Origin of the sequence: Colwellia sp. TT2012 (assembly GCF_001440345.1) — a bacterium.
Lineage (GTDB): Bacteria > Pseudomonadota > Gammaproteobacteria > Enterobacterales > Alteromonadaceae > Colwellia.
The window spans coordinates 162,328-183,125 of record NZ_LJYX01000009.1 but is presented as its reverse complement, the minus strand read 5'-3'; the positions used below and the strand labels follow the sequence as shown (position 1 = coordinate 183,125).

Below are 20,798 nucleotides of genomic sequence, written 5' to 3'. Positions count from 1 at the left end.
TGAAGCTTAAAATAATATGTCAACCAAACCACTTAACGTAAATGAAGATGAAATTGAAAAATTTAATAAAATTGCCAGCCAATGGTGGGATTTAAAGGGTGACTTTAAACCCTTACATCAAATCAACCCATTAAGAGTACAATTTATATGCCAACATATTGCTTGGCTAGATAACGACACTCAAGCAAATAATGGTTTGTATGATAAGCAAGTCATCGATGTAGGCTGCGGCGGTGGTATTTTATCTGAATCATTAACAAAGTTAGGTGCTAAAGTCACCGGGATTGATATGGGCATGGAACCCTTAAATGTTGCTAAATTACATGCGTTAGAAACAGGTTTATCAATAAATTATCAGAAAATTACCGCAGAAGAAAAGGCGCAAGACTGTAGTGAAAAGTTTGATATAGTAACCTGTATGGAAATGCTTGAACATGTGCCTGACCCAGCTTCAGTTGTGCAAGCGTGTGCCACCTTAGTTAAACCGGGTGGTTTGATCTTCTTTTCAACGCTAAATAAGAGTATAAAGTCGTATTTACTGGCCATAGTTGCTGCCGAAAAAATCTTAAAAATTGTTCCTGACGGTACCCATGACCATGATAAGTTCATTCGCCCTTCACAACTTATTAGCTGGGCAGCATTACATGACTTAAAGTGTATTGATGCTAGTGGTATCTTCTACAATCCGTTAACGGGAAATCACAAACTGATAGACTCTCTTGATGTTAATTATATTATCTGTTGTCGTAAGCTTTGCTAGCAAGCGATAGACCCTAGCTAAATTAAATAATGCTAGTGTTTAGCGTGATGAATAAGAGTGTTGTATTAATAGCCAAGTTGTTTAAACATTACTCTTCTGTAACCGAAGAAACATAAGTCATTGTTATTGCTGTACATTAATCCCGTTATACTAAATCACGATAGCAAACAGAAATTTTCACTAAAAATAATTTATAAAATTCACTTGTGGATAAAATAACGAAAATAATCGTTGCTTTTAGTAAATTCCAAAATGAAAAAGTCTTGCTAGGTTAGTCAACACTAACCCCGGTTTTTTGAAAATGAAAATGGCAAAGATCAAGATGTTTTATCACTTGCAAAACAGGTAAAACCCCATTATCTTGTGTTTGATATTATAAAAAACCCTAGATATTGTGCATTTGCTGCTCAGTCGTTATTTTAAAATACTACGTTTTAAGGCACAAATTTGCTCAAACGAGTGGGGGTTTTTTATTAGGGACGTTTTAGACCCGTTTTATTAGGGACGATAAATAAGCAATAACAATAATCTCTTTACAGGTACTTCATGAATAACAACCTCTTTGTAACCAAACGAAATGGCAAGAAAGAAGCCATTGACCTTGAAAAAATTCACCGTGTTATTGCTTGGGCCGCGGAAGGACTTGAAAAAGTTTCTGTTTCTCATGTAGAGCTCAAATCTCATATTCAATTTTATGATGGCATAAAGACTGAAGATATTCACGAAACCATTATAAAATCTGCAGCCGACCTTATATCAGAAGAATCACCTGATTATCAATACTTATCGGCAAGGTTAGCAGTATTCCATTTACGTAAGAAAGCCTATGGTCAATTTGAGCCCCCTGCCCTTTATAGCCACGTTACCAAGATGGTAGAAGCAGGAAAATATGATCAACACTTATTAACCGACTACAGTCAAGATGACTTTGAGCATATGGAAAAGTTTTTAGATCATAGTCGTGATCTAGCCTTTAGTTATGCCGCGGTAAAACAGCTTGAAGGTAAATATTTAGTACAAAACCGTGTTACCGGTGAAATTTATGAGAGCGCACAATTTCTTTACCTGTTAGTTGCCGCTTGTTTATTTGCAAAGTATCCAGAGGAAACACGATTAACGTATGTAGAGAATTTCTATCATGCTATTTCAACCTTTAAAATCTCACTACCGACACCCATTATGGCTGGTGTACGTACACCTACCCGCCAATTTTCATCTTGTGTATTAATCGAATGTGGTGATAGTTTAGACTCAATTAATGCCACATCCAGTGCCATTGTGAAGTATGTTTCTCAACGCGCGGGGATTGGCGTTAATGCGGGAAGAATACGTGCTTTAGGTAGCTCTATTCGTAATGGCGAAGCCTTCCATACTGGCTGTATTCCATTTTATAAACATTTCCAAACCGCAGTAAAAAGTTGTTCACAAGGCGGCGTGCGTGGCGGTGCTGCGACTCTCTTCTATCCATTGTGGCACCTTGAAGTTGAAAGTTTACTGGTGTTAAAAAATAACCGTGGTGTCGAAGAAAATCGCGTGCGTCATTTAGATTATGGCGTACAATTTAATAAGCTAATGTATCAGCGCTTAATTAAAGGTGGGGTTATCACCTTATTTAGCCCAAGTGATGTACCGGGCCTTTACGATGCCTTCTTTGCCGATCAAGAAAAATTTGAACAACTTTATGTACAATATGAAAATGATGATTCTATCCGTAAAAAACGTATTAAAGCGATAGAGCTATTTACCTTGTTTGCTCAAGAACGTGCCAGCACTGGCCGTATATACTTACAAAATGTCGACCACTGTAATACTCACAGTCCATTCGAGCCAAGCAAAGCGCCGATTCGTCAAAGCAACTTGTGTTTAGAAATTGCCTTACCCACTAAACCAATGAATGACATTAACGATGAAGAAGGTGAAGTGGCACTGTGTACACTGTCGGCATTTAACTTAGGCGCTATCGATTCCTTAGATGAGTTAGAGGGTTTAGCCGATCTAGCCGTTCGTGCCTTAGATTGTTTACTAGATTACCAAGACTACCCGCTTGCTGCTGCAAAAAGTGCTAGCATGGCACGGAGAACACTTGGTATCGGTGTTATCAATTATGCTTATTACCTAGCAAAAAATGGTCTTTATTATTCAAATGGTAGCGCGAATAACCTAACCCATCGTACGTTTGAAGCGATTCAGTTTTATTTATTAAAAGCATCCAATGAATTAGCGAAAGAGCAAGGTGCTTGTCCTAAATTTCATGAAACTCGCTTAAGCCAAGGTATATTACCTATTGATACTTATAAAAAGACCATTGATGGTATTACCAGTGAGCCATTACATTTAGATTGGGAAAGTTTACGAGTAAGCATTAAAAAGTATGGCGTAAGAAACTCAACGGTTTCCGCATTAATGCCATCAGAAACTTCATCACAAATATCCAATGCTACCAATGGCATTGAACCGCCACGCGGTTTAATTAGTATTAAAGCCAGTAAAGACGGGGTATTGAAACAAGTAGTGCCTGAGTATGAAAGACTTAAAGATAACTACGAGTTATTGTGGAATATTCCTAACAACCAAGGTTACTTGGAGTTAGTCGGTATTATGCAAAAATTTGTCGATCAAGCTATTTCAGCCAATACTAATTACGACCCTGCTAAGTTTGAAGGTGGAAAAGTACCAATCAAACAAATTCTAAAAGACATTTTAACCGCATATCAACTAGGCATTAAAACCTTGTATTATCATAATACCCGAGATGGTGCTAGTGATAATATTGAGCTAGAAGATGATAATTGTGCTGGCGGCGCTTGTAAGATTTAAGTCGTAAAAAGCTTACTCACCTTACCATTTATAAATAAAAAGAGCCTAGCAAAGTACTGGGCTCTCGTTACTACAACGGCCTAAGAGCAATAGGTCAGTAGTACTCCAAAGGAATAAGATTCATGACGTATACCACGTTTAACCAAACTCCAAATAATGCTTTAATAGAGCCAATGTTTTTAGGCAATAACGTCAATATATCTCGTTATGATCAACAACGTTATATTGCTTTTGAGAAATTAATTGAAAAACAACTTTCATTTTTTTGGCGCCCTGAAGAAGTGGATGTTTCTAAAGACAGAGCCGACTGGCAGAGCCTAACCGACTCTGAAAAACATATTTTCATTTCTAATCTAAAGTATCAAATATTATTGGACTCAATGGCAGCACGATCTGTTAATGCCGTATTTTTGCCTTTAGTTTCTTTACCTGAAGTAGAAACTTGGGTGGAAACGTGGGCCTTTAGTGAGACAATTCACTCTCGTTCTTATACCCATATTTTACGAAATTTATTCACCAACCCCAGTGAAGTATTCGATGACATCATTGTTAACCCAGCAATTTTAAAACGCGCAACTAGCATTGCTAAGTATTTTGATGATGTCATTTTGACCACACAATTATTGCAATCTCAGGGTGAAGGTAGCTATGAAGTTGAGGGGAAAACAATTGAAGTTAGCACTAGGAAGCTAAAAGAGCGTTTATACTTAGCCGTGTGCTCTCTTAATGCCTTAGAAGCTATTCGCTTTTACGTTAGTTTTGCTTGTTCCTTTGCTTTTGCAGAGCGTGAGTTGCTTGAAGGTAATGCCAAAATCATTAAATTGATAGCCCGCGATGAAGCACTACATTTAACAGGTACTCAACATATTCTAAATAATTGGAAATCAGGAAAAGATGATCCTGAAATGAAGATTGTTTGTGAAGAGATGCGCAATGAGGGTTTGCAAATATTCTTAGAGGTGGTCGAACAAGAAAAAGAATGGGCACAATACTTATTTAAAGATGGCTCAATGATAGGCCTTAATGCTGCAATATTAAATCAATACATTGAATATATTTCAAATCAGCGTTTAACTGCCATTGGCTATGAAGCACCTTTCGATATAAAAAGTAATCCCTTACCTTGGATGAATGCTTACCTTGTTAGTGATAATGTGCAGGTTGCCCCTCAAGAGACTGAAATATCTAGCTATTTAGTTGGTCAAGTTGACTCTTCTGTTGATGTTGATGATTTTGACGGTTTTGACTTATAGAGAGAGAATGATGGTGATACTAGCCTTAATTTAGGCGGGTGCATGAGTATGAAGGTAAAAAACGCCACTCAAAACATGAAGGACATCATCAAATTGCAGCCTAAAATTACCGTTCAGGGTAAAGTTGTTCCTTTTGAAAATACCGAACAAACTTTACTCGACTGTTTAGAGTCTGCCAACATCGAAGTACATTATCATTGCCGTGATGGTTTTTGTGGTGCGTGTCGGGTAACTTTAGTTACCGGCGAAATTAACTATCCCTTAGGGGACCCCTTAGCTTTTGTTGGTGAAAATGAAATTTTACCCTGCTGCTGTGTTCCTGTCACCGACATTAGCATAGCAATAGACGAGTAATGCCTAGCTAACATCCAAGTGTAATTCTATGCCCTTCATCACTCGGCTGAGCTCTGGAGAAAGTAGGGAAAACAAGCCATCATAATCACCTTGCTGATTATCATTGATAGCTATATCAAGGGCTTTTGTTGCTTCAAACAAAGCCATAGCACCCACTGAACAAGCAACGCCTTTTAAGGTATGCGCTATATGTTTAGCGCTAGCAATATCTTGCTCTTGTATGGCATTTTGTAACTTCTGACCATCAAGATGGTGATCTTGATAAAACATCACTAAAATTTCTTTAAATAAGTCTTCATCACCTAAGACATTATTAACGCCTACTTCAAAGTCAATACCATCATAATTAAGAACAATAGCATTGCCAACAGTGCCGGATAAAACATTATCCGTAGCCATTAAGCTGGCTCTAATGGGATCATCGTCGATGTCGACAAGATTAGTCAGTGAGCTAACATCAACAACTTGATTACGGCCATTTTCTTTCGCAAAATATAGCGCACTATCCGCTTGTTTTAATAATTCATCAATGGTTAAGTAATCATCGTCAGCTAAGACTAGGCCAACACTGACAGTAATTTTTATTTCTGTATTTTTACTATTTTCGTTCGTAATTTTTATATTAAGCTGCTCAACTTGTTGCCGTAACCTCTCGCAGGCAATATAGGCATCTCTTCTACTGGTATTAGGTAAACAAACAGCAAATTCTTCACCGCCAATTCGGCCAACAATATCATAATCTCTAAATACCTCGGTCATGCTTTGACCAAAAACACGCAATACTTGATCACCCGCATCATGACCGAAATTATCATTAACTTTTTTAAAGAAATCAATATCAAACATTGCTACGATCAATGGTTGCTCTGCTCTATTAGCTAAACTTATGGCTTTACTACTTAGTTCAAAAAAACTACCACGATTATTCATACTGGTAAGAAAGTCTGTTTTAGCTAAATATTCAAGTTGAGCGGTCTTTTCTTTTAATCTTATGGCCGTTCTAATGCGCGCTAGCAGCACTTTAGCGACATAAGGTTTGATCACATAATCCCCTGCGCCAAGATCTAAACAAGCAACCACTTCATCTTCATCAGTGGAGGCGGATAACATAATCACAGGAATTTTAGCACTTTTTGATTGAGCTTTAATTTTGGCTAAAGTGTCTAAACCAGAAAGGCCTGGCATATACATATCGAGTAAAATAAGGTCTATTGCCAAGGTGTCTAAAATAGCCAGTGACTCTTCGCCACTATCACAGCTTGTGACCTGATACCCAGCGGTACCAAGATCAAACTCTAATAGCAACTGAGTATCTTTGGCATCATCAATTACAAGTATTCTATATGCTTTATCTAAGATCATTTAGCAGTCACCCGACAATAAGTTTTAAATCACATAGCTAAAAACTCAGCTAATTCCTTCGAATTAAAAGGTTTTCTAAGTACCGGATAATCCCAGCTTCTATCTTCAATGGCTATGTAGCCACTAATAGAAAACACATTAATATCAGGGAACTTTTCCATCACCAAATTAACCGCTTCTTTACCTGATAAGTCAGGTAAAATCATATCCGTGATAAAAATATCAAAGCCAATATCCGAATTAATTCTGTCTATCAGTTCTTTTTTATTATTGGCGACAACAACGTTTGCCCCTTTACTCTCCAGAAACAATGCTACAAACTCCGCAATACTAACCTCATCATCAAGCACTAAAATGTTGGTATTTTTATAACGTAACGTGTTTGATTTAGGCTCATTAGCTAAGAACTTTTCTCTTAATACTTTGCATTTAAATACTAGGGTAAAATGAGCACCACCAAGGGCACCATACCCTTCCACCTGAATCAAGCCATTATGTTTATACATAGTACTATACACATTTGCCAAACCAATACCATTCCCTTTATTAACAGATTTAGAGCTATAAAATGGGTCAAATATCTTGGTTAAATTTTCTTTTTCTATACCAATACCGCTATCTTTTACATGAATTTCTAAACGGTTATTATCCAGCAAGTTTGCTGAAATCTCAATGTGACCACTAAGCCCTTTTTCTTGAATAGCATCTTGAGCATTGAGTACTAAGTTTAATAAAATATTAATAAACTCACCCTGGGGGAAGTTGATTAAACAGTGCATAGGTTGAAAGTTAAAGGTAATCTTGATAGTGCTTAGCAATAACTGTTTAAATAAATATTGATTATCGAAAATATCTTGAATAGGATCAAAGCTAACAACTTTCACGGTAGGCCGCCGCGTAAATGCCAATAAACGCTCAGTAACATCTTTACCTTTATCTATGGCATTTTTGACTCTGTCGATATAATCAGAAATATCTTCGCCCCGGGAAAACTTTATCTCCAACATTTCAATAGCACCAAGCGCCACGCCTAATACATTATTAATATCATGGGAGACATTACCAAAGGTATTACCTAACAAAGCTAAACGATTAGAGATCACTTGTTGCTGCTCTGTACGAAACTTATCTGTTACATTCTCCACTATCCAAATATAAATACCTTCATCGGCCTCATAGGTAACTGATAAATCAAACACCGTGGTGTATTTATCAAAGCTAACGTTATTTTCTTTTATTTGACCTTGTTTTTTAGCGAGCTTTTTAAACTCCATATATTCAGTAATGCTAAAATTTATATAATTAAAAAGCACGGCACTGATGCCATCATGATGAGGAGAGATATCTTGATAAACAACATTATCATTATCATCAATAAAGAAGATCGGTACTTTTATGGTGAAATTTACCATAGCCAAAAGCTTTAACTTTTCAAATAAATCTTCACTGCGAGTGATGTCCTTATAAACGCCGAAAACGGCAAGGGCAATGCCATTACTATCACGTTCTACTTCGGCAATGACTTCCACTTTAATTTTTTTCCCCGACGGTTGCGTAAGCGCTGTTTTGAGATAAAAAGGCTGCTGTTGGTGAATAGCATTATGAAAACTAGTGCGAAACTTTGCTCTATCTTTGGCTAAAAGTACATCAACCGCTTTATCAAAAGTGGGTACTATCGATTTATTCGTTAGCCCATGAATACGAAATACTTCTGCCGACCAATCGAGTGTTGCTGATTGGATATCAAAGCGCCAATGACCAGAATTACTGATACGCTCGGCTAACATTAACCAATCATTTTGTTTTTTTAATTGCACTATCATGTTCTTGGTTTCAGTAACATCTTTTACTGTGCCAAACATTAAACTAGCTCTGCCATCAATATGTTCAACAACTTTACCAACCGCATGTAACCATAACTTATGACCTTGGTTGTTTACAATCGGTATAGTAATATCAATACGATCCATTTCTCCCTTTAAATGTTGTTGAATTTTGCTATGCACATCCTCTAGCGTATTACGATCCAAATGTTTTTCCCATATAACACTTGTGCCTATTTTCTCTTTATTTTCATATCCCAGTATTTTCATTAACTGGGCGGAATAAAAAATGCTTTCATTAACAAGATCCCATTGCCAATAGGCCTCATCAATGCCCGTTAATACCTTGTGTGTTAATTCGTGTGATTGTGAGCTCAAAATAGTTCATCCTCATCATCAAAATCATAAGTATTATCAATTTGGTCATTCTCGGTATTTAATTGTTGCAGTTGATCAATACTATATAAAGCTTGATCAAGTAACTGGGTAACTTCTAGAAAATTTATATCATCTTGGCTATGTTTTTTTAGCGCTCCATGCACTAAATCCATAAGGTAATCTTCTTGCTCTTGGGTCATATCTAAAATATGGAAGCTAGTACCCATCTTTTGCACTATTTCATTCATTACTTCTTGTTGATGATGTTTAGATATTTCCACCATTTTTTTAGTTGTACTCACCGCGGTCTTTATTTGTTCTTGCACACTAACCAGTGAATTTTTATAGGTAATGAAGGCAATTCTAGAACCAATACATTCGATAACTGAGGCTAAAGCATCAATAAATATGTCAGTATCAACCGTGTCATTTTCAAGGTTAAGAATAAATAATGATACCAAGGTATGATTGAATATGGTTCTTGAGCCAAAGCGATAAAGACGTGATTTAAACTTCAACAGCTCCATTACTTCAATTTCGACCGGTGAGCACACACCTTTTTGAGCACTATAGAAACTAGGTTTATCATTAATTGGATAAAAAGCAATACAACCATGCAAATCCATACGATTAAAATATGAAAAGACTTCATCTCTAATTTGCTCATAAGAAAAACAATGATTGAGTTTAGAGGTCAATTGCATACAACTGCCATATTTTGATGCTTGCGCCATTGAGACATTGATGACATTATTTTTTGATTTAATTTCATCTTCAAAATCATGTATTTTATCTTGATAGTCAATCAGTTTCTCAAGCTTTGAATTAAGGGCTAATAAGGAAAATGGTTTTGCTAAAAAATCATCGGCGCCGCACTCTAAGCCTTTTAATATTGCCTCTTCAGTAGCCATACCTGAATAAAGTACAAATGAGGTAGGCGAATTTTCATGCCCTTGCTGGGATTTAATCCAATCAGAGCCTTTCTCATTGCCAATGTTTTCATCAACTAAAGCGATATCAAATTTGATATTTTCTTTTAGTAAATCTTGAGCTGCCAATAGGTTATGGGCACATTTCACCTCAAAAGAATCTTCTAAACTTTCAGCCAATAACTTTAAGTAGTCAATATCATCATCAATAATTAATAAATTATGTTTTACCATCTTACTATTCCTTTTATGATACTTAACGCTACTTAGTCGTGCCAAATATAACTGGCTATCACTAAAGTACCTTGCTCTTGATAATCCAAGGTGTCACAAAGTTGATTGACTAACTCCACCCCTCGACCACTTAACTTTAAACCGTCATTCATGGCAATGCTGTTATCTTTCATAACATCCAAAATATCAAACCCTTGGCCACTATCTTTAATATTTATTATCATCTTGCCACCTTTAGTCAGGGGAAAGTATTTAAGGGTAATGCCAACAAAATCTTCAGAGCCTTGAATATCATCATTCGCCAACATCTCTAGCCTGTTTGCTCGCTCTTTAAAATATTGACTGAAACCTTCCGCTGAATTTTTTAGTGAGGAGTTCAACCCGAGTACTCCATGATCTAGGGCATTAATAAACAGCTCTGTTAATATAGTATATAAACTTTGCCAATGCTCACCAGCGCCTTCTAAATCATTAATTTGATTCATAACTAACGGGATTGGATTAACCTTTTTGAGTAACGCTCCCGTTAAATGTAAGTGATAAGACCAAGTGGGTAATAAATTTTTGACGGTAGCAAAATAGTTATCCTCTTCGGTAAAACCTTCAGGTATTGTTACTTTATTACTCAATTTAATTTGTTGCCAGCCACTACAGGGAACATCGACCAATGAAATATCATCCTCTTGGGCGCAGTTCTGGCAAAAATCATCAAGGCGATTCAAAACCGTGTTTACCAGCATGTTATTGCCTACTCCATCCATAGCTGCTTTTTCAAAACGCGAAAAGCCAAAGAGTTCCCCTGCCTGATTACGTGCTTCAACAATGCCATCAGTGATAAATACTATGCGGTCATTAGCCGTAACTTGCACGACTTCGACCTGAGCATCGGCAAGCAATTTTGGTAAAATTCCTAAGGGGGGATGTGTTGAAATAAATTGTTTTTTTATGTTTGCCTGAACATCAAATAAGTATCCATCGGGTAAACCGGCATTAAATATATATGCCGATTTCTCATGCTCTGAAATGCAGGCAAAACTGGCCGCAAAAAACAAATCTCCGGGTAATAAGGTAAACATTTGCCGGTTTAATTGAGCGATTATTTCTAATAGGGAAAAACCCTTTTTAGTCATTGCTCTGAACGTTTCAGTGACTGGAATAGCACCAATCGATGCCCGTAAGCCATGGCCAGTGAAATCCCCAAGTAAAATATGCAGATCACCATTAGGACATAAGGCACTCAATTGGATATCACCGCTAAAAATAGTGGCGGCTTTTTTAATAACACCAATCTTATCTAAGGCAAAATTTCTCGCTTCAATGACTCCTGACATCATTTTTTCAGCAAGCTCCGCATCATTCTGTTGCTCTAGTTGTAAACCTTTTACCTGGTCAACTAAATCACTAATCCTTTGAATAGACTTTATTTTAGCTTTGAAAACTCTAGGCGTAAAAGGCCGTACCAAAATACTATCACCGCCAGCCTCGACACTATCAATAAAAGCTTGTTCGCTATCCATGCTGGTAATAAATATAAGGGGTGCTAGTGTTCCCTCCCCCGACAGTTTCTTTATTCTCCTGGTCGCTTCAAAACCATCCATAATAGGCATATTAATATCCATTAAAACAAGATCTGGTTGGTGTTCAATATACATTTTCACACCACTAGCACCATCATTAGCAATAATGACTTGATAATTTTCCTCCTTCAATAACACAGTTAACAACTTACATTGCATTTTAGAATCATCAACAACCAAGGCAAGCTTTTGATTTGTAGACATATATCCACCATAAATATCGATAAACAAGAAGGTGTCAGATTATTCAATCGTCATTAACCGATGAAATTGAGCTATTTCTAAAATTTTCCTTACTGTATCGCTCGGTTTGGAAATAGTTAATTGTCCCGCATAAAGTTGTACATGATCTTTAAGTAATAAAATCATACCCAAAGCAGAACTGTCCATATATTCTGTTTTACTTAAATCCAGTACGTAGCTTAAATCTTGCGTGGTAATACTGGTGTAAGCATCACGAAATAGCTGGTGTAATGAGAAATCAAAGCGAGCATCAATGGCAATAACGAGTTCTTTTCCATCGGATGAAATTCTACGGATAACGGTCATAAAAGCATTCCTTATATAGTTAAATAATTAAACAAGTTAAAATAATTCCACTTCACCTTCTTCCATATTAAGCTGTAATACACTCCGTGAGTTATCTGATTTTTGAGTCGCTTGATAGACACTTTGACAAGTACATTTGAGCTGAATTAATTGTTCGTGCATATCTACATCAGTGTTTTTATTGAACATTACTAACACATCACTTATTTCATGAATATTACTGATATTCAGTTGTAAGGATTCTAATGACTGTCGGGTTATGTCTTCAAATTGCAACGAACGAATACCAAGGCTTACTGCTTGAGTTATCTGAGGAGCTAGGGTGGCAAGTTCTGCCACACTTTTAGCCGTTTGAATGTTGACCTGCTCAACATGACTCATCATGACAGACATCTGCTCCTTTGATTCCAGGGTTGAAGTCATATCTGCTGAGGCCATTATTTCAACGGATGAACGAAGGTTGGCAATAATGCCCTTAGCTTTTTTTATTTCTATACGAATATCCTCATTGAGTGCGGTTGAGCCGATAGACAATGAACGCACTTCATTAGCAACGACGGCAAAGCCACGACCAGCTTCGCCGGCTCTTGCCGCTTCAATGGCGGCATTTAAGGCTAATAAGTTAGTTTGACTTGCTAAGCCTTCAACCTGAGACAACAACTTAAATATACGGTCAAATTGTGACACCATTTCATCGGTATAAGTCATAGTTACCAGGCTTTGCTTACTGGTATTAATGATGACACTAACAAAGTCATCTAAGGTTTTATTTGAATCAGTGACAAAGTTTTCTAATGTTACACCTTTACCCTCTTCTGTCCTGCCAGAATGGGAAATCAGTACTTTGATCATATACTGCTGCTCTTCACTTAGACGCTGCAGATTCTTAAAACTATCCGATATCCCCGTTACGGCATCAGCGACAACCTCCTTTGTCCGGGCTAATTCTTGTTCAACGATATTAATTTCTTGATGAATAAATTGTTGTAATTCAAAAATAACGCTATGAATAAGTTCCTCATCAACCACAGGCATACCCGGCTCAGTCGTAGTCATACACTCTTGTTGGATTATTTTATTAACTTGAGCCGCTAAAGCGAGCAATATAATGAGTAAGATAGCTAATAAAAGCATAAGAATTGTTTTATCATCAGTAAAAAGGTAACTGGTCAATGACAGCAGACATAAAAAGCACGAGGCATACAAACCCTTTTTTAAATTTCTCATAAAACGGCCCCAACACAATTTTTCGCTAAGACATCTTGCATTTCAACACGAGTTAAACCGGCGTAATCGAGTAGATGTTTAGTGACTTCAAGCAAAGGAGCCTGCATAGTCTGAGCCGAAATTGCGTGGGCTCTACCAGGCATGCCCCATATTAAGCTCGAATTTTTATCTTGAATAATAGTGCGTGCACCCAATTCTTTTAGCCGTAACATGCCTTTGGCACCATCTTGTCCCATGCCAGTTAACAAAACAGCTTGTACATTGTCGGCAAAATCACGCATTGAATTGAACAAAACATCCACAGCCGGTTTATGCCTATTTACCTCGTCCCCGTCGCTTAAAGTACAAAATAAAATGCCATTTTTATGGACAACCTCTAGATGTTTATCGCCTGGGGCTATATAAACATGTCCCACTTTGATTTTTTGACCATGACTTGCCTCATGTACCTCCACTTGACAGTGTTCATTGAGGCGTTGCGCAAAACGTAAACTAAAGGTTTTAGGTATATGTTGAGTTATGACAATGGCGGGAGCATTACTAGGTAAGCTGACAAGAAGTTTTTTAATCGCTTCGGTGCCCCCCGTAGAAGCGCCTATAGCAATAAGGTGATTAGCCCGTTTGATACCAGTAAAAGATAATATATTGCCACTTTCTTTGATTTTTTTACCACTGGCTAAGGTATCCGATAACTTAAAATTCTTTTGGTCTATGGTGACTGCTTGAGTAATTTTTTCAATGAGCACTTCTTTAAAGCTGGCTTGGGGAGCTAGTAACTCTTGAATGGTTGGCTTAGCAATAAAGTCTACCGCTCCAATTTCAAGTGCTTGTAAGGTAATATCGGCTCCTTTAGTGGTTAACGTTGACAGCATAATGACCGGCATAGGTCGCAAGCGCATCAACTTAATAAGAAAAGTAATACCGTCCATTTTAGGCATTTCTATATCTAGGGTTAATACATCAGGGTTTAATTTTTTGATTAGTTCTCGGGCAACTAAAGGATCTTCAGCCTCGCCAACCACTTTAATATGTGGGCTATAGCTTAATGCATCCTTGATGATGTTACGAATAACCATAGAGTCATCAATAATAAGTACTTTAATTATATCCATACAATTTAATTCCTTAAGCGGTAGCCACTAAAAAAGTTCAATCTCGCCACTAACCTCTTTTTTATTAATTTGACTGCGATAGTCACTTTCTCGGCGATAAATAGTGTCATTGTGCAAGTTATCCAGTCGTTTAATAAATACCCGGCCACTACAAGGCTCAAAAATCACTTTTCTGGGGTAAATATCACCAATATCACTACTTTCAATGATAATTTCTTCTTGGTCTAAATAAGCCAAGGCAAAATCAATATTCCTTTGTCCAACATCAGACATTTGATTAAGTACTTTTGCGCCACCAAATAATTTAGCTCTTAGGTTTGTTTTTCGACCACCCGACCTTAAAATAGTATTAATAAGGTGTTCCATTGCGAAGTTGCCATACCGGGTCGCATCTGTCGTTTTACCTCTTAACCCCCAATTAACTTGATGCGCTTCTTTGTTGGTGATCGGGAGCATAAAGTGATTCATGCCTCCTATCCGACTGTTTTCATCCCAGATACACGCTGAAATACAGGAACCCAGTGTTGTTGCTATCGCCACATTCTCAGTCGTCATGTAAAACTCACCGGGTAAAATTTTGGCAACTACCATATCTCGTTGTTTATCCCAATAATGATTAATTTGCATAAATTCAGGCAAGCACTGCGCCATATATTCAGATATTTGTGGATGATCATTTCGTAGCACAAAACGTCCTCACTAAAGCAGACTTTAGTTAACTAATTAGGGTTTTCTAAAAATGGTTCGACCAACATTACTAAAATACTGTTGATAATTACCTAAATTCTCACTGTGCCCTAGAAAAAGTAAGCCTCCGGGCGCTAGCATTTCATAATAGCGGGCAAATAATTCTTGTTGTGTTTTTTTATCAAAATAGATGATAACGTTGCGGCAGAAAATAGCATCAAATGGCCCTTTCATCGGCCAGTCATGTAATAAATTAAGTTGCTTAAAAGTGATGGTGTTTTTTAGCTCTTTATGTACTTTGACACTTTGACTACTTTGTCCAGACCCCTGAAGAAAGTAATGTTGTTTGACCTTGAGTGGGATTTCTTCAATGCGATTAACATCATAAATTCCTGCTTTGCCTTTCGCTAACACATTACTATCAATGTCTGTGGCAAGAATTTTTACATCCCACTGGGCTAGATCTTTTTTCAGCGCTTCAAGTATAGTGATAGCAATACTGTAAGGTTCTTCTCCGGTTGAGCATGCTGAAGACCATACTCGAAGTTGTTTTTTTCCGTTTTTGCTCGCGGTTTTGTTTTTTATCAAGGTGGGGATCACTTCGTTAGTTAGATATTCAAAGTGGTGATTTTCTCGAAAAAAACTGGTTAGGTTTGTGGTTATCGCATTAATAAAAAAGTCTTTTTCTTGCTCGCCGTGATCTCTTAATAACTGACAATAATCAGAGAACGAGTTAAGCTTTCGTTCTCTGATTATGCGAGTTAATCGTCGGTATAACATCTCTTTTTTACTGTCATTTAATACAATGCCAGTTGTTTTATATACAAACTTACAAATAAACTTAAAATCGTCTTCAGACAATCTCATCGCCTGCTCTCTATTTACCCGACGATCTTGCGGATGACCTTGCATATTAGCTCCATTCCTCCTTAGCTCAGTCATCCGTATACCTCTCCATCATGTCAATGTTAGTATTCTACTTTTACCATCCTCTTTTTTACCTCTAGAACTCTTCCCATTCTTTATCAACCGGTGTACTAGGTCGTTTGGCCCGGCGAGTTGGAGCAGGCGTTGATGCTGGACGCCTATCGGTGGGAGCAGGAGCCGATGCTGGACGCCTATCGGTGGGAGCAGGAGCCGATGCTGGACTAAAATTTGATTGCCTAGCGGCTGGATCTGCTTGTCTTGCTTGTCTTGGTTGTCTTGGTTGTGCACTACGCTGTTGGCGCTGAACTTCAACGGGTTGCTGAACTGTTTCACCATTATCAAAGAAGGCAACTTGATCTAATAACAACTGAGCTTGCTCTTCCATCGATTTACTGGAAGCGGCGGCCTCTTCAACCAAGGCAGCATTTTGTTGAGTCATTTCATCCATCTGGCTCACCGCAGCACTTACTTCACTAATCCCAGCAGATTGCTCTTTACCTGCATTATCAATATCACTGATCATTCTACTGACCTCTTCAATGGCAGTAACCAGCTCACTAAAGGTTTGCCCCGTTTCATCAACCAACTTAGTACCTTGACCAACAGCCTCGACACTGTCGTTAATCAAACCTTTAATTTCTTTCGCTGCCCCTGCTGAGCGTTGTGCTAAATTTCGAACTTCAGCAGCAACAACAGCAAAGCCTCGTCCTTGCTCACCGGCTCTAGCAGCCTCTACCGCAGCATTAAGCGCAAGTAGATTGGTTTGGAAAGCTATTTCATCGATAACACTAATAATGTCGGCAATTTTTTTGCTCGATTTATTAATATCACTCATGGCAACAATAGCACTTCGAACCACGGTACCGCCATTACTGGCTTTCTCCATAACAGACTTCGATAACTTACTTGCTTCTGACGAGTTCTCGGCATTTTGCTGAACCGTACTGGTTAACTCCTCCATGGCAGAAGCCGTTTCTTCTAAGCTAGACGCTTGTGATTCAGTCCGGTGACTTAACTCATTATTCCCCGCGGCAATTTCGCGTGCTGAATCAAAGACATTAGTGGAAGCATTACGTATTTCATCAACCATATTACTTATATTTTCAATGGAGCCATTCATCGCATTAGCGAGTGCCAGGAATTCACCACCGTAATCATTGCGCATGGTTTGGGTTAAATCACCGTCGGCTAGTGCTGTGGCAATATTAATGGCATCATTAATAGGCTCAACAATAGAGTCCATCAAACTATTAATATTAGTGCCTAACTCTTTCATAAAACCTTGATATTCTTCCACATCAATTCGGCTATCTAATTTACCGGCGATAGCATCTGAAATTAATCTATCTATCTGACCTTGCGCGTCTTTTTCTTCGGTTAAATCTACCCATTGCACCCCTGTACCAACATGATTTCCCTCGCTATCGAGTAAAGCCATGGCAATCAGTTGAAAGGTTAATCCTGCCACCGAAATTTCAGTGGTATAGGGTAAGTTATTAGGATTACCTAATAGATTTTGTTGATGTGCTGGGTTTTTATGGAAAGTATCAAAGTTAGTGCCTACCATGGTATCCACACTAAAAGAAGGTAAGACCGTGCGTAATGTAGCTTCACGGCGACGTAACATGGTTTTTACCGAGGGATTGGCGTAGACAATATTACCCTGAGTATCAGCCATCATTATATTTGTCGTCATGCCTTCCATGGTCGAGGTTAAACGCCCTACTTCAATAGAGTTTTGTCTTGCTGCTGTGACATCTTGCCATTCAAGGGCATTACCTATGTACTCGCCGCTCGCATCCATAATCGCGGTGACATTGAGCTCAAAGGATAAATGTTTAATTTGAATATCGGTTTTAAACGGTAAGTTATTTGGATCATCGAGTAATTTACGTTGATGTGCCGGGTTTTTATGGAAGGTATCAATACAGGTGCCAATAATCACTTCGGGATCGGCGACAAAACCCGGCCAATTCTCAGCAAAGGTTGCTTCATGTTCTTTCAGTAAAGCTAAGGTAGCGGCATTAGCATAGGTAATATTAAAATCCCTATCGATCATAATGTTAGCGGTACCCGATTGGTCAATAGCCCCTTGTAACTGCGCAGTTTTGTTTTCTTGTGCTCGTATGGCAGTAACATCTTGCCATTCCAGGGCATTACCTATGTACTCGCCGCTCGCATCCATAATCGCGGTGACATTGAGCTCAAAGGATAAATGTTTAATTTGAATATCAGTTTTAAACGGTAAATTATTGGGATCGTCGAGTAATTTACGTTGATGTGAGGGCACTTTATGAAAACTATCAATATTGGTGCCAATAATCACTTCGGGATCGGCGACAAAACCCGGCCAATTCTCAGCAAAGGTTGCTTCATGCTCTTTCAACAAGGCGAGGGTGGCGGCATTAGCATAGGTAATATTAAAATCCCTATCGATCATAATGTTAGCGGTACCCGATTGGTCAATAGCCCCTTGTAACTGCGCAGTTTTGTTTTCTTGTGCGCGTATGGCAGTAACATCTTGCCATTCCAGGGCATTACCTATGTACTCGCCGCTCGCATCCATAATCGCGGTGACATTGAGCTCAAAGGATAAATGTTTAATTTGAATATCAGTTTTAAACGGTAAATTATTGGGATCGTCGAGTAATTTACGTTGATGTGAGGGCACTTTATGAAAACTATCAATATTGGTGCCAATAATCACTTCGGGATCGGCGACAAAACCCGGCCAATTCTCAGCAAAGGTTGCTTCATGCTCTTTCAACAAGGCCAGGGTGGCGGCATTAGCATAGGTAATATTAAAATCCCTATCAATCATGATATTGGCGGTACCCGATTGGTCAATAGCCCCTTGTAACTGCGCAGTTTTGTTTTCTTGTGCGCGCATAGCGGTCACATCTTGCCATTCCAATGAATTACCTATGTACTCGCCGCTCGCATCCATAATCGCGGTAACAATGAGTTCAAAGGATAAATGTTTAATTTGAATATCAGTTTTAAACGGTAAATTATTAGGGTCATCGAGTAATTTACGTTGATGTGAGGGCACTTTATGAAAACTATCAATATTGGTGCCAATAATCACTTCGGGATCGGCGACAAAACCCGGCCAATTTTCGGCAAAGATGGCTTCATGCTCTTTCAGTAAAGCCAGGGTAGCGGCATTGGCATAGGTTATATTAAAATCCCTGTCGATCATGATATTGGCGGTACCCGATTGGTCTATGGCCCCTTGTAACTGAGCGGCTTTGTTTTCTTGCGCTCGCGCCACGGTCACATCTTGCCATTCAAGGGCATTACCAATGTATTCATCATTTTCGTTGAAGATGGCGCTAACATTAAGCTCAAAGGTAAGATGTTTTATAGTGATATCAGTTTTATATGGCAGGTTATTTGGATCTGATAATAACTCCCGTTGATGGCTCGGGTTGGTATGGAAACTATCAATATTGGCCGACAGAATGGTGTCTTTATCTGCCTTAAAACCTGGCCAATTTTCCGCAAAGGTAGCTTCGTGTTTCTTTAATAAAGACAAGGTCGCCTGATTAGCATACGTTACGTTAAAATCACGGTCAATCATCATAAATGCGGTCGCAGATTGATCAAGTGCCCCTTGAAATTGTGCGGTTAACTTATTGCTTTGCTCATTTTCGACAGTATTCTGTTCCATGTTAGGTCCTTTTGCTGACTGAGTTTTTGCGGCAGCATTTGCGCCGGCAATCATAGTAGTTGCTAAGGTTTGGTATACCACTGTCCAAGCCTTTTTAATGGGTGCGGTAAAGTCATCACCTAAACCTTGTGCTAAGGTTTTGAGTAACGCGGCGCCAACCGTATCGTAATGTTCAGGCTCTGCCCCGTAATGATGATGTTTGGCACCTAAGTTTTCTAATGCAGGAATTAATTTATCTGGTTTATCAAGTAACTTAACCGCGGTATCGAGCATCGCCATTAATTTTTTGCCTTGCTCGGTAATATCGTTGGGAAATAGCGTTTTTAATGAAGGGTCCATTTCAAACAAGGTGTCATAAAATATTTCTGCGGCTTGTGGCGCGATGGGTAATACTTTTTGCCAACTGTTTTGCACTAAACTTATTTGTTTGGGGGTCATAAGTTATTTTCCTGTGTGGTTATTTTTAATAATGGCTGATTGGGGGTAACTCTCTTTTACTCTCGATTTTAATTAGCTAGATATATTCTCGTTAAGCACTCGATAAACTAGGTGCTGAGGTGGTTAGCGCTTCGCTACCCGATAAGTTAACGGTCTCCTGCTCAGTACTTTTTTCATTTTCATGAACAGTACGATATAGATCGTCTTCATTTAATAGCGAGTCACTATCGAGTAAAATAATTAACTTCTCATCGACTGACGCTAGCCCTTTTAGAAAACAGCTATCTATATTGCTGCCAAAAGTAGGTGCTTGGCGTATAGATTGCTTGGTAAACTTGTAAACTTCTGAAACTGCATCGACCACAATACCGACAACCATAGTGCTCGCTTTAGATTGCTGGCGTAAAATGATGGTGACGGTTTGATCATTATAAGCAAGTTTTGGCTGACCAAAACGTAAACGTAAATCGATAATTGGAATAATTACGCCCCGTAAATTAATTACCCCTTTGATATAACAGGGTTTGTTAGGAAGTTCGGTCACAGCGCTCCAGACACGGATCTCTTGCACACATAGAATGTCAACGCCATACTCTTCACCCTGAAGTATGAAAGTAAGATATTCTTGTTCTATATCAGTCATGCTCTTTCCTTAAACAAAATAGTTACGGTATTACTACTGTTATATAAATAACCGA

15 protein-coding genes are annotated in these 20,798 nt (G+C 38.4%); 4 read left to right on the top strand and 11 right to left on the bottom strand.

Annotated elements, in window-relative coordinates:
• Positions 1-16: 16 nt before the first annotated feature.
• From ubiG to yfaE, 4 genes are all read left to right on the top strand, one after another.
• Positions 17-760, top strand: coding sequence for a bifunctional 2-polyprenyl-6-hydroxyphenol methylase/3-demethylubiquinol 3-O-methyltransferase UbiG (gene ubiG, locus ASU03_RS06890; RefSeq protein WP_057831138.1), 744 nt, complete (start codon positions 17-19; stop codon positions 758-760).
• 546 nt (positions 761-1,306) lie between these two features.
• Complete coding sequence (gene nrdA, locus ASU03_RS06885) at positions 1,307-3,577, top strand: class 1a ribonucleoside-diphosphate reductase subunit alpha (RefSeq protein WP_057831137.1); 2,271 nt, start codon at positions 1,307-1,309, stop codon at positions 3,575-3,577.
• Positions 3,578-3,699: 122 nt separating this feature from the next.
• Positions 3,700-4,830, top strand: a complete 1,131-nt coding sequence (gene nrdB, locus ASU03_RS06880; RefSeq protein ID WP_057831136.1) for a class Ia ribonucleoside-diphosphate reductase subunit beta — start codon at positions 3,700-3,702, stop codon at positions 4,828-4,830.
• 42 nt (positions 4,831-4,872) lie between these two features.
• Positions 4,873-5,184 carry a class I ribonucleotide reductase maintenance protein YfaE gene (gene yfaE, locus ASU03_RS06875; protein WP_082627186.1) on the top strand — a complete coding sequence of 104 codons (312 nt, stop codon included), beginning with the start codon at positions 4,873-4,875 and terminating at the stop codon, positions 5,182-5,184.
• A gap of 3 nt (positions 5,185-5,187) precedes the next feature.
• Here the strand turns inward: yfaE and ASU03_RS06870 are convergent, their stop codons facing one another.
• The 11 genes from ASU03_RS06870 to ASU03_RS06820 all read right to left on the bottom strand — a co-directional run bounded on the left by ASU03_RS06870 (position 5,188) and on the right by ASU03_RS06820 (position 20,743).
• On the bottom strand, positions 5,188-6,546 hold the full coding sequence (locus ASU03_RS06870; protein WP_057831135.1) for a diguanylate cyclase: 1,359 nt from the start codon (positions 6,544-6,546) through the stop codon (positions 5,188-5,190).
• Between the two features lie 29 nt (positions 6,547-6,575).
• Positions 6,576-8,747, bottom strand: coding sequence for an ATP-binding protein (locus tag ASU03_RS06865; protein ID WP_057831134.1), 2,172 nt, complete (start codon positions 8,745-8,747; stop codon positions 6,576-6,578).
• Complete coding sequence (locus ASU03_RS06860) at positions 8,744-9,910, bottom strand: response regulator transcription factor (protein ID WP_057831133.1); 1,167 nt, start codon at positions 9,908-9,910, stop codon at positions 8,744-8,746. The genes ASU03_RS06865 and ASU03_RS06860 overlap by 4 nt, the downstream gene beginning before the upstream one ends.
• Positions 9,911-9,942: 32 nt before the next feature.
• Complete coding sequence (locus ASU03_RS06855) at positions 9,943-11,691, bottom strand: SpoIIE family protein phosphatase (protein ID WP_057831132.1); 1,749 nt, start codon at positions 11,689-11,691, stop codon at positions 9,943-9,945.
• A gap of 39 nt (positions 11,692-11,730) precedes the next feature.
• Positions 11,731-12,036, bottom strand: coding sequence for an STAS domain-containing protein (locus ASU03_RS06850; protein ID WP_057831131.1), 306 nt, complete (start codon positions 12,034-12,036; stop codon positions 11,731-11,733).
• Between the two features lie 36 nt (positions 12,037-12,072).
• Positions 12,073-13,263, bottom strand: coding sequence for a methyl-accepting chemotaxis protein (locus ASU03_RS21750; protein WP_057831130.1), 1,191 nt, complete (start codon positions 13,261-13,263; stop codon positions 12,073-12,075).
• Positions 13,260-14,369, bottom strand: a complete 1,110-nt coding sequence (locus ASU03_RS06840) for a protein-glutamate methylesterase/protein-glutamine glutaminase (RefSeq protein ID WP_057831167.1) — start codon at positions 14,367-14,369, stop codon at positions 13,260-13,262. Before ASU03_RS06840 ends, ASU03_RS21750 begins: the two co-directional genes overlap by 4 nt.
• 33 nt (positions 14,370-14,402) lie before the next feature.
• Positions 14,403-15,062 carry a chemoreceptor glutamine deamidase CheD gene (gene cheD / locus ASU03_RS06835; RefSeq protein WP_231731513.1) on the bottom strand — a complete coding sequence of 220 codons (660 nt, stop codon included), beginning with the start codon at positions 15,060-15,062 and terminating at the stop codon, positions 14,403-14,405.
• Positions 15,063-15,098: 36 nt separating this feature from the next.
• A complete protein-coding gene (locus ASU03_RS06830; RefSeq protein ID WP_442855129.1) occupies positions 15,099-16,004 on the bottom strand; it encodes a CheR family methyltransferase in 906 nt (301 codons plus the stop codon).
• Positions 16,005-16,065: 61 nt separating this feature from the next.
• Positions 16,066-20,100 carry a methyl-accepting chemotaxis protein gene (locus ASU03_RS19780; RefSeq protein ID WP_082627185.1) on the bottom strand — a complete coding sequence of 1,345 codons (4,035 nt, stop codon included), beginning with the start codon at positions 20,098-20,100 and terminating at the stop codon, positions 16,066-16,068.
• A gap of 91 nt (positions 20,101-20,191) precedes the next feature.
• Positions 20,192-20,743, bottom strand: coding sequence for a chemotaxis protein CheW (locus ASU03_RS06820; RefSeq protein WP_082627184.1), 552 nt, complete (start codon positions 20,741-20,743; stop codon positions 20,192-20,194).
• Positions 20,744-20,798 lie beyond the last annotated feature (55 nt).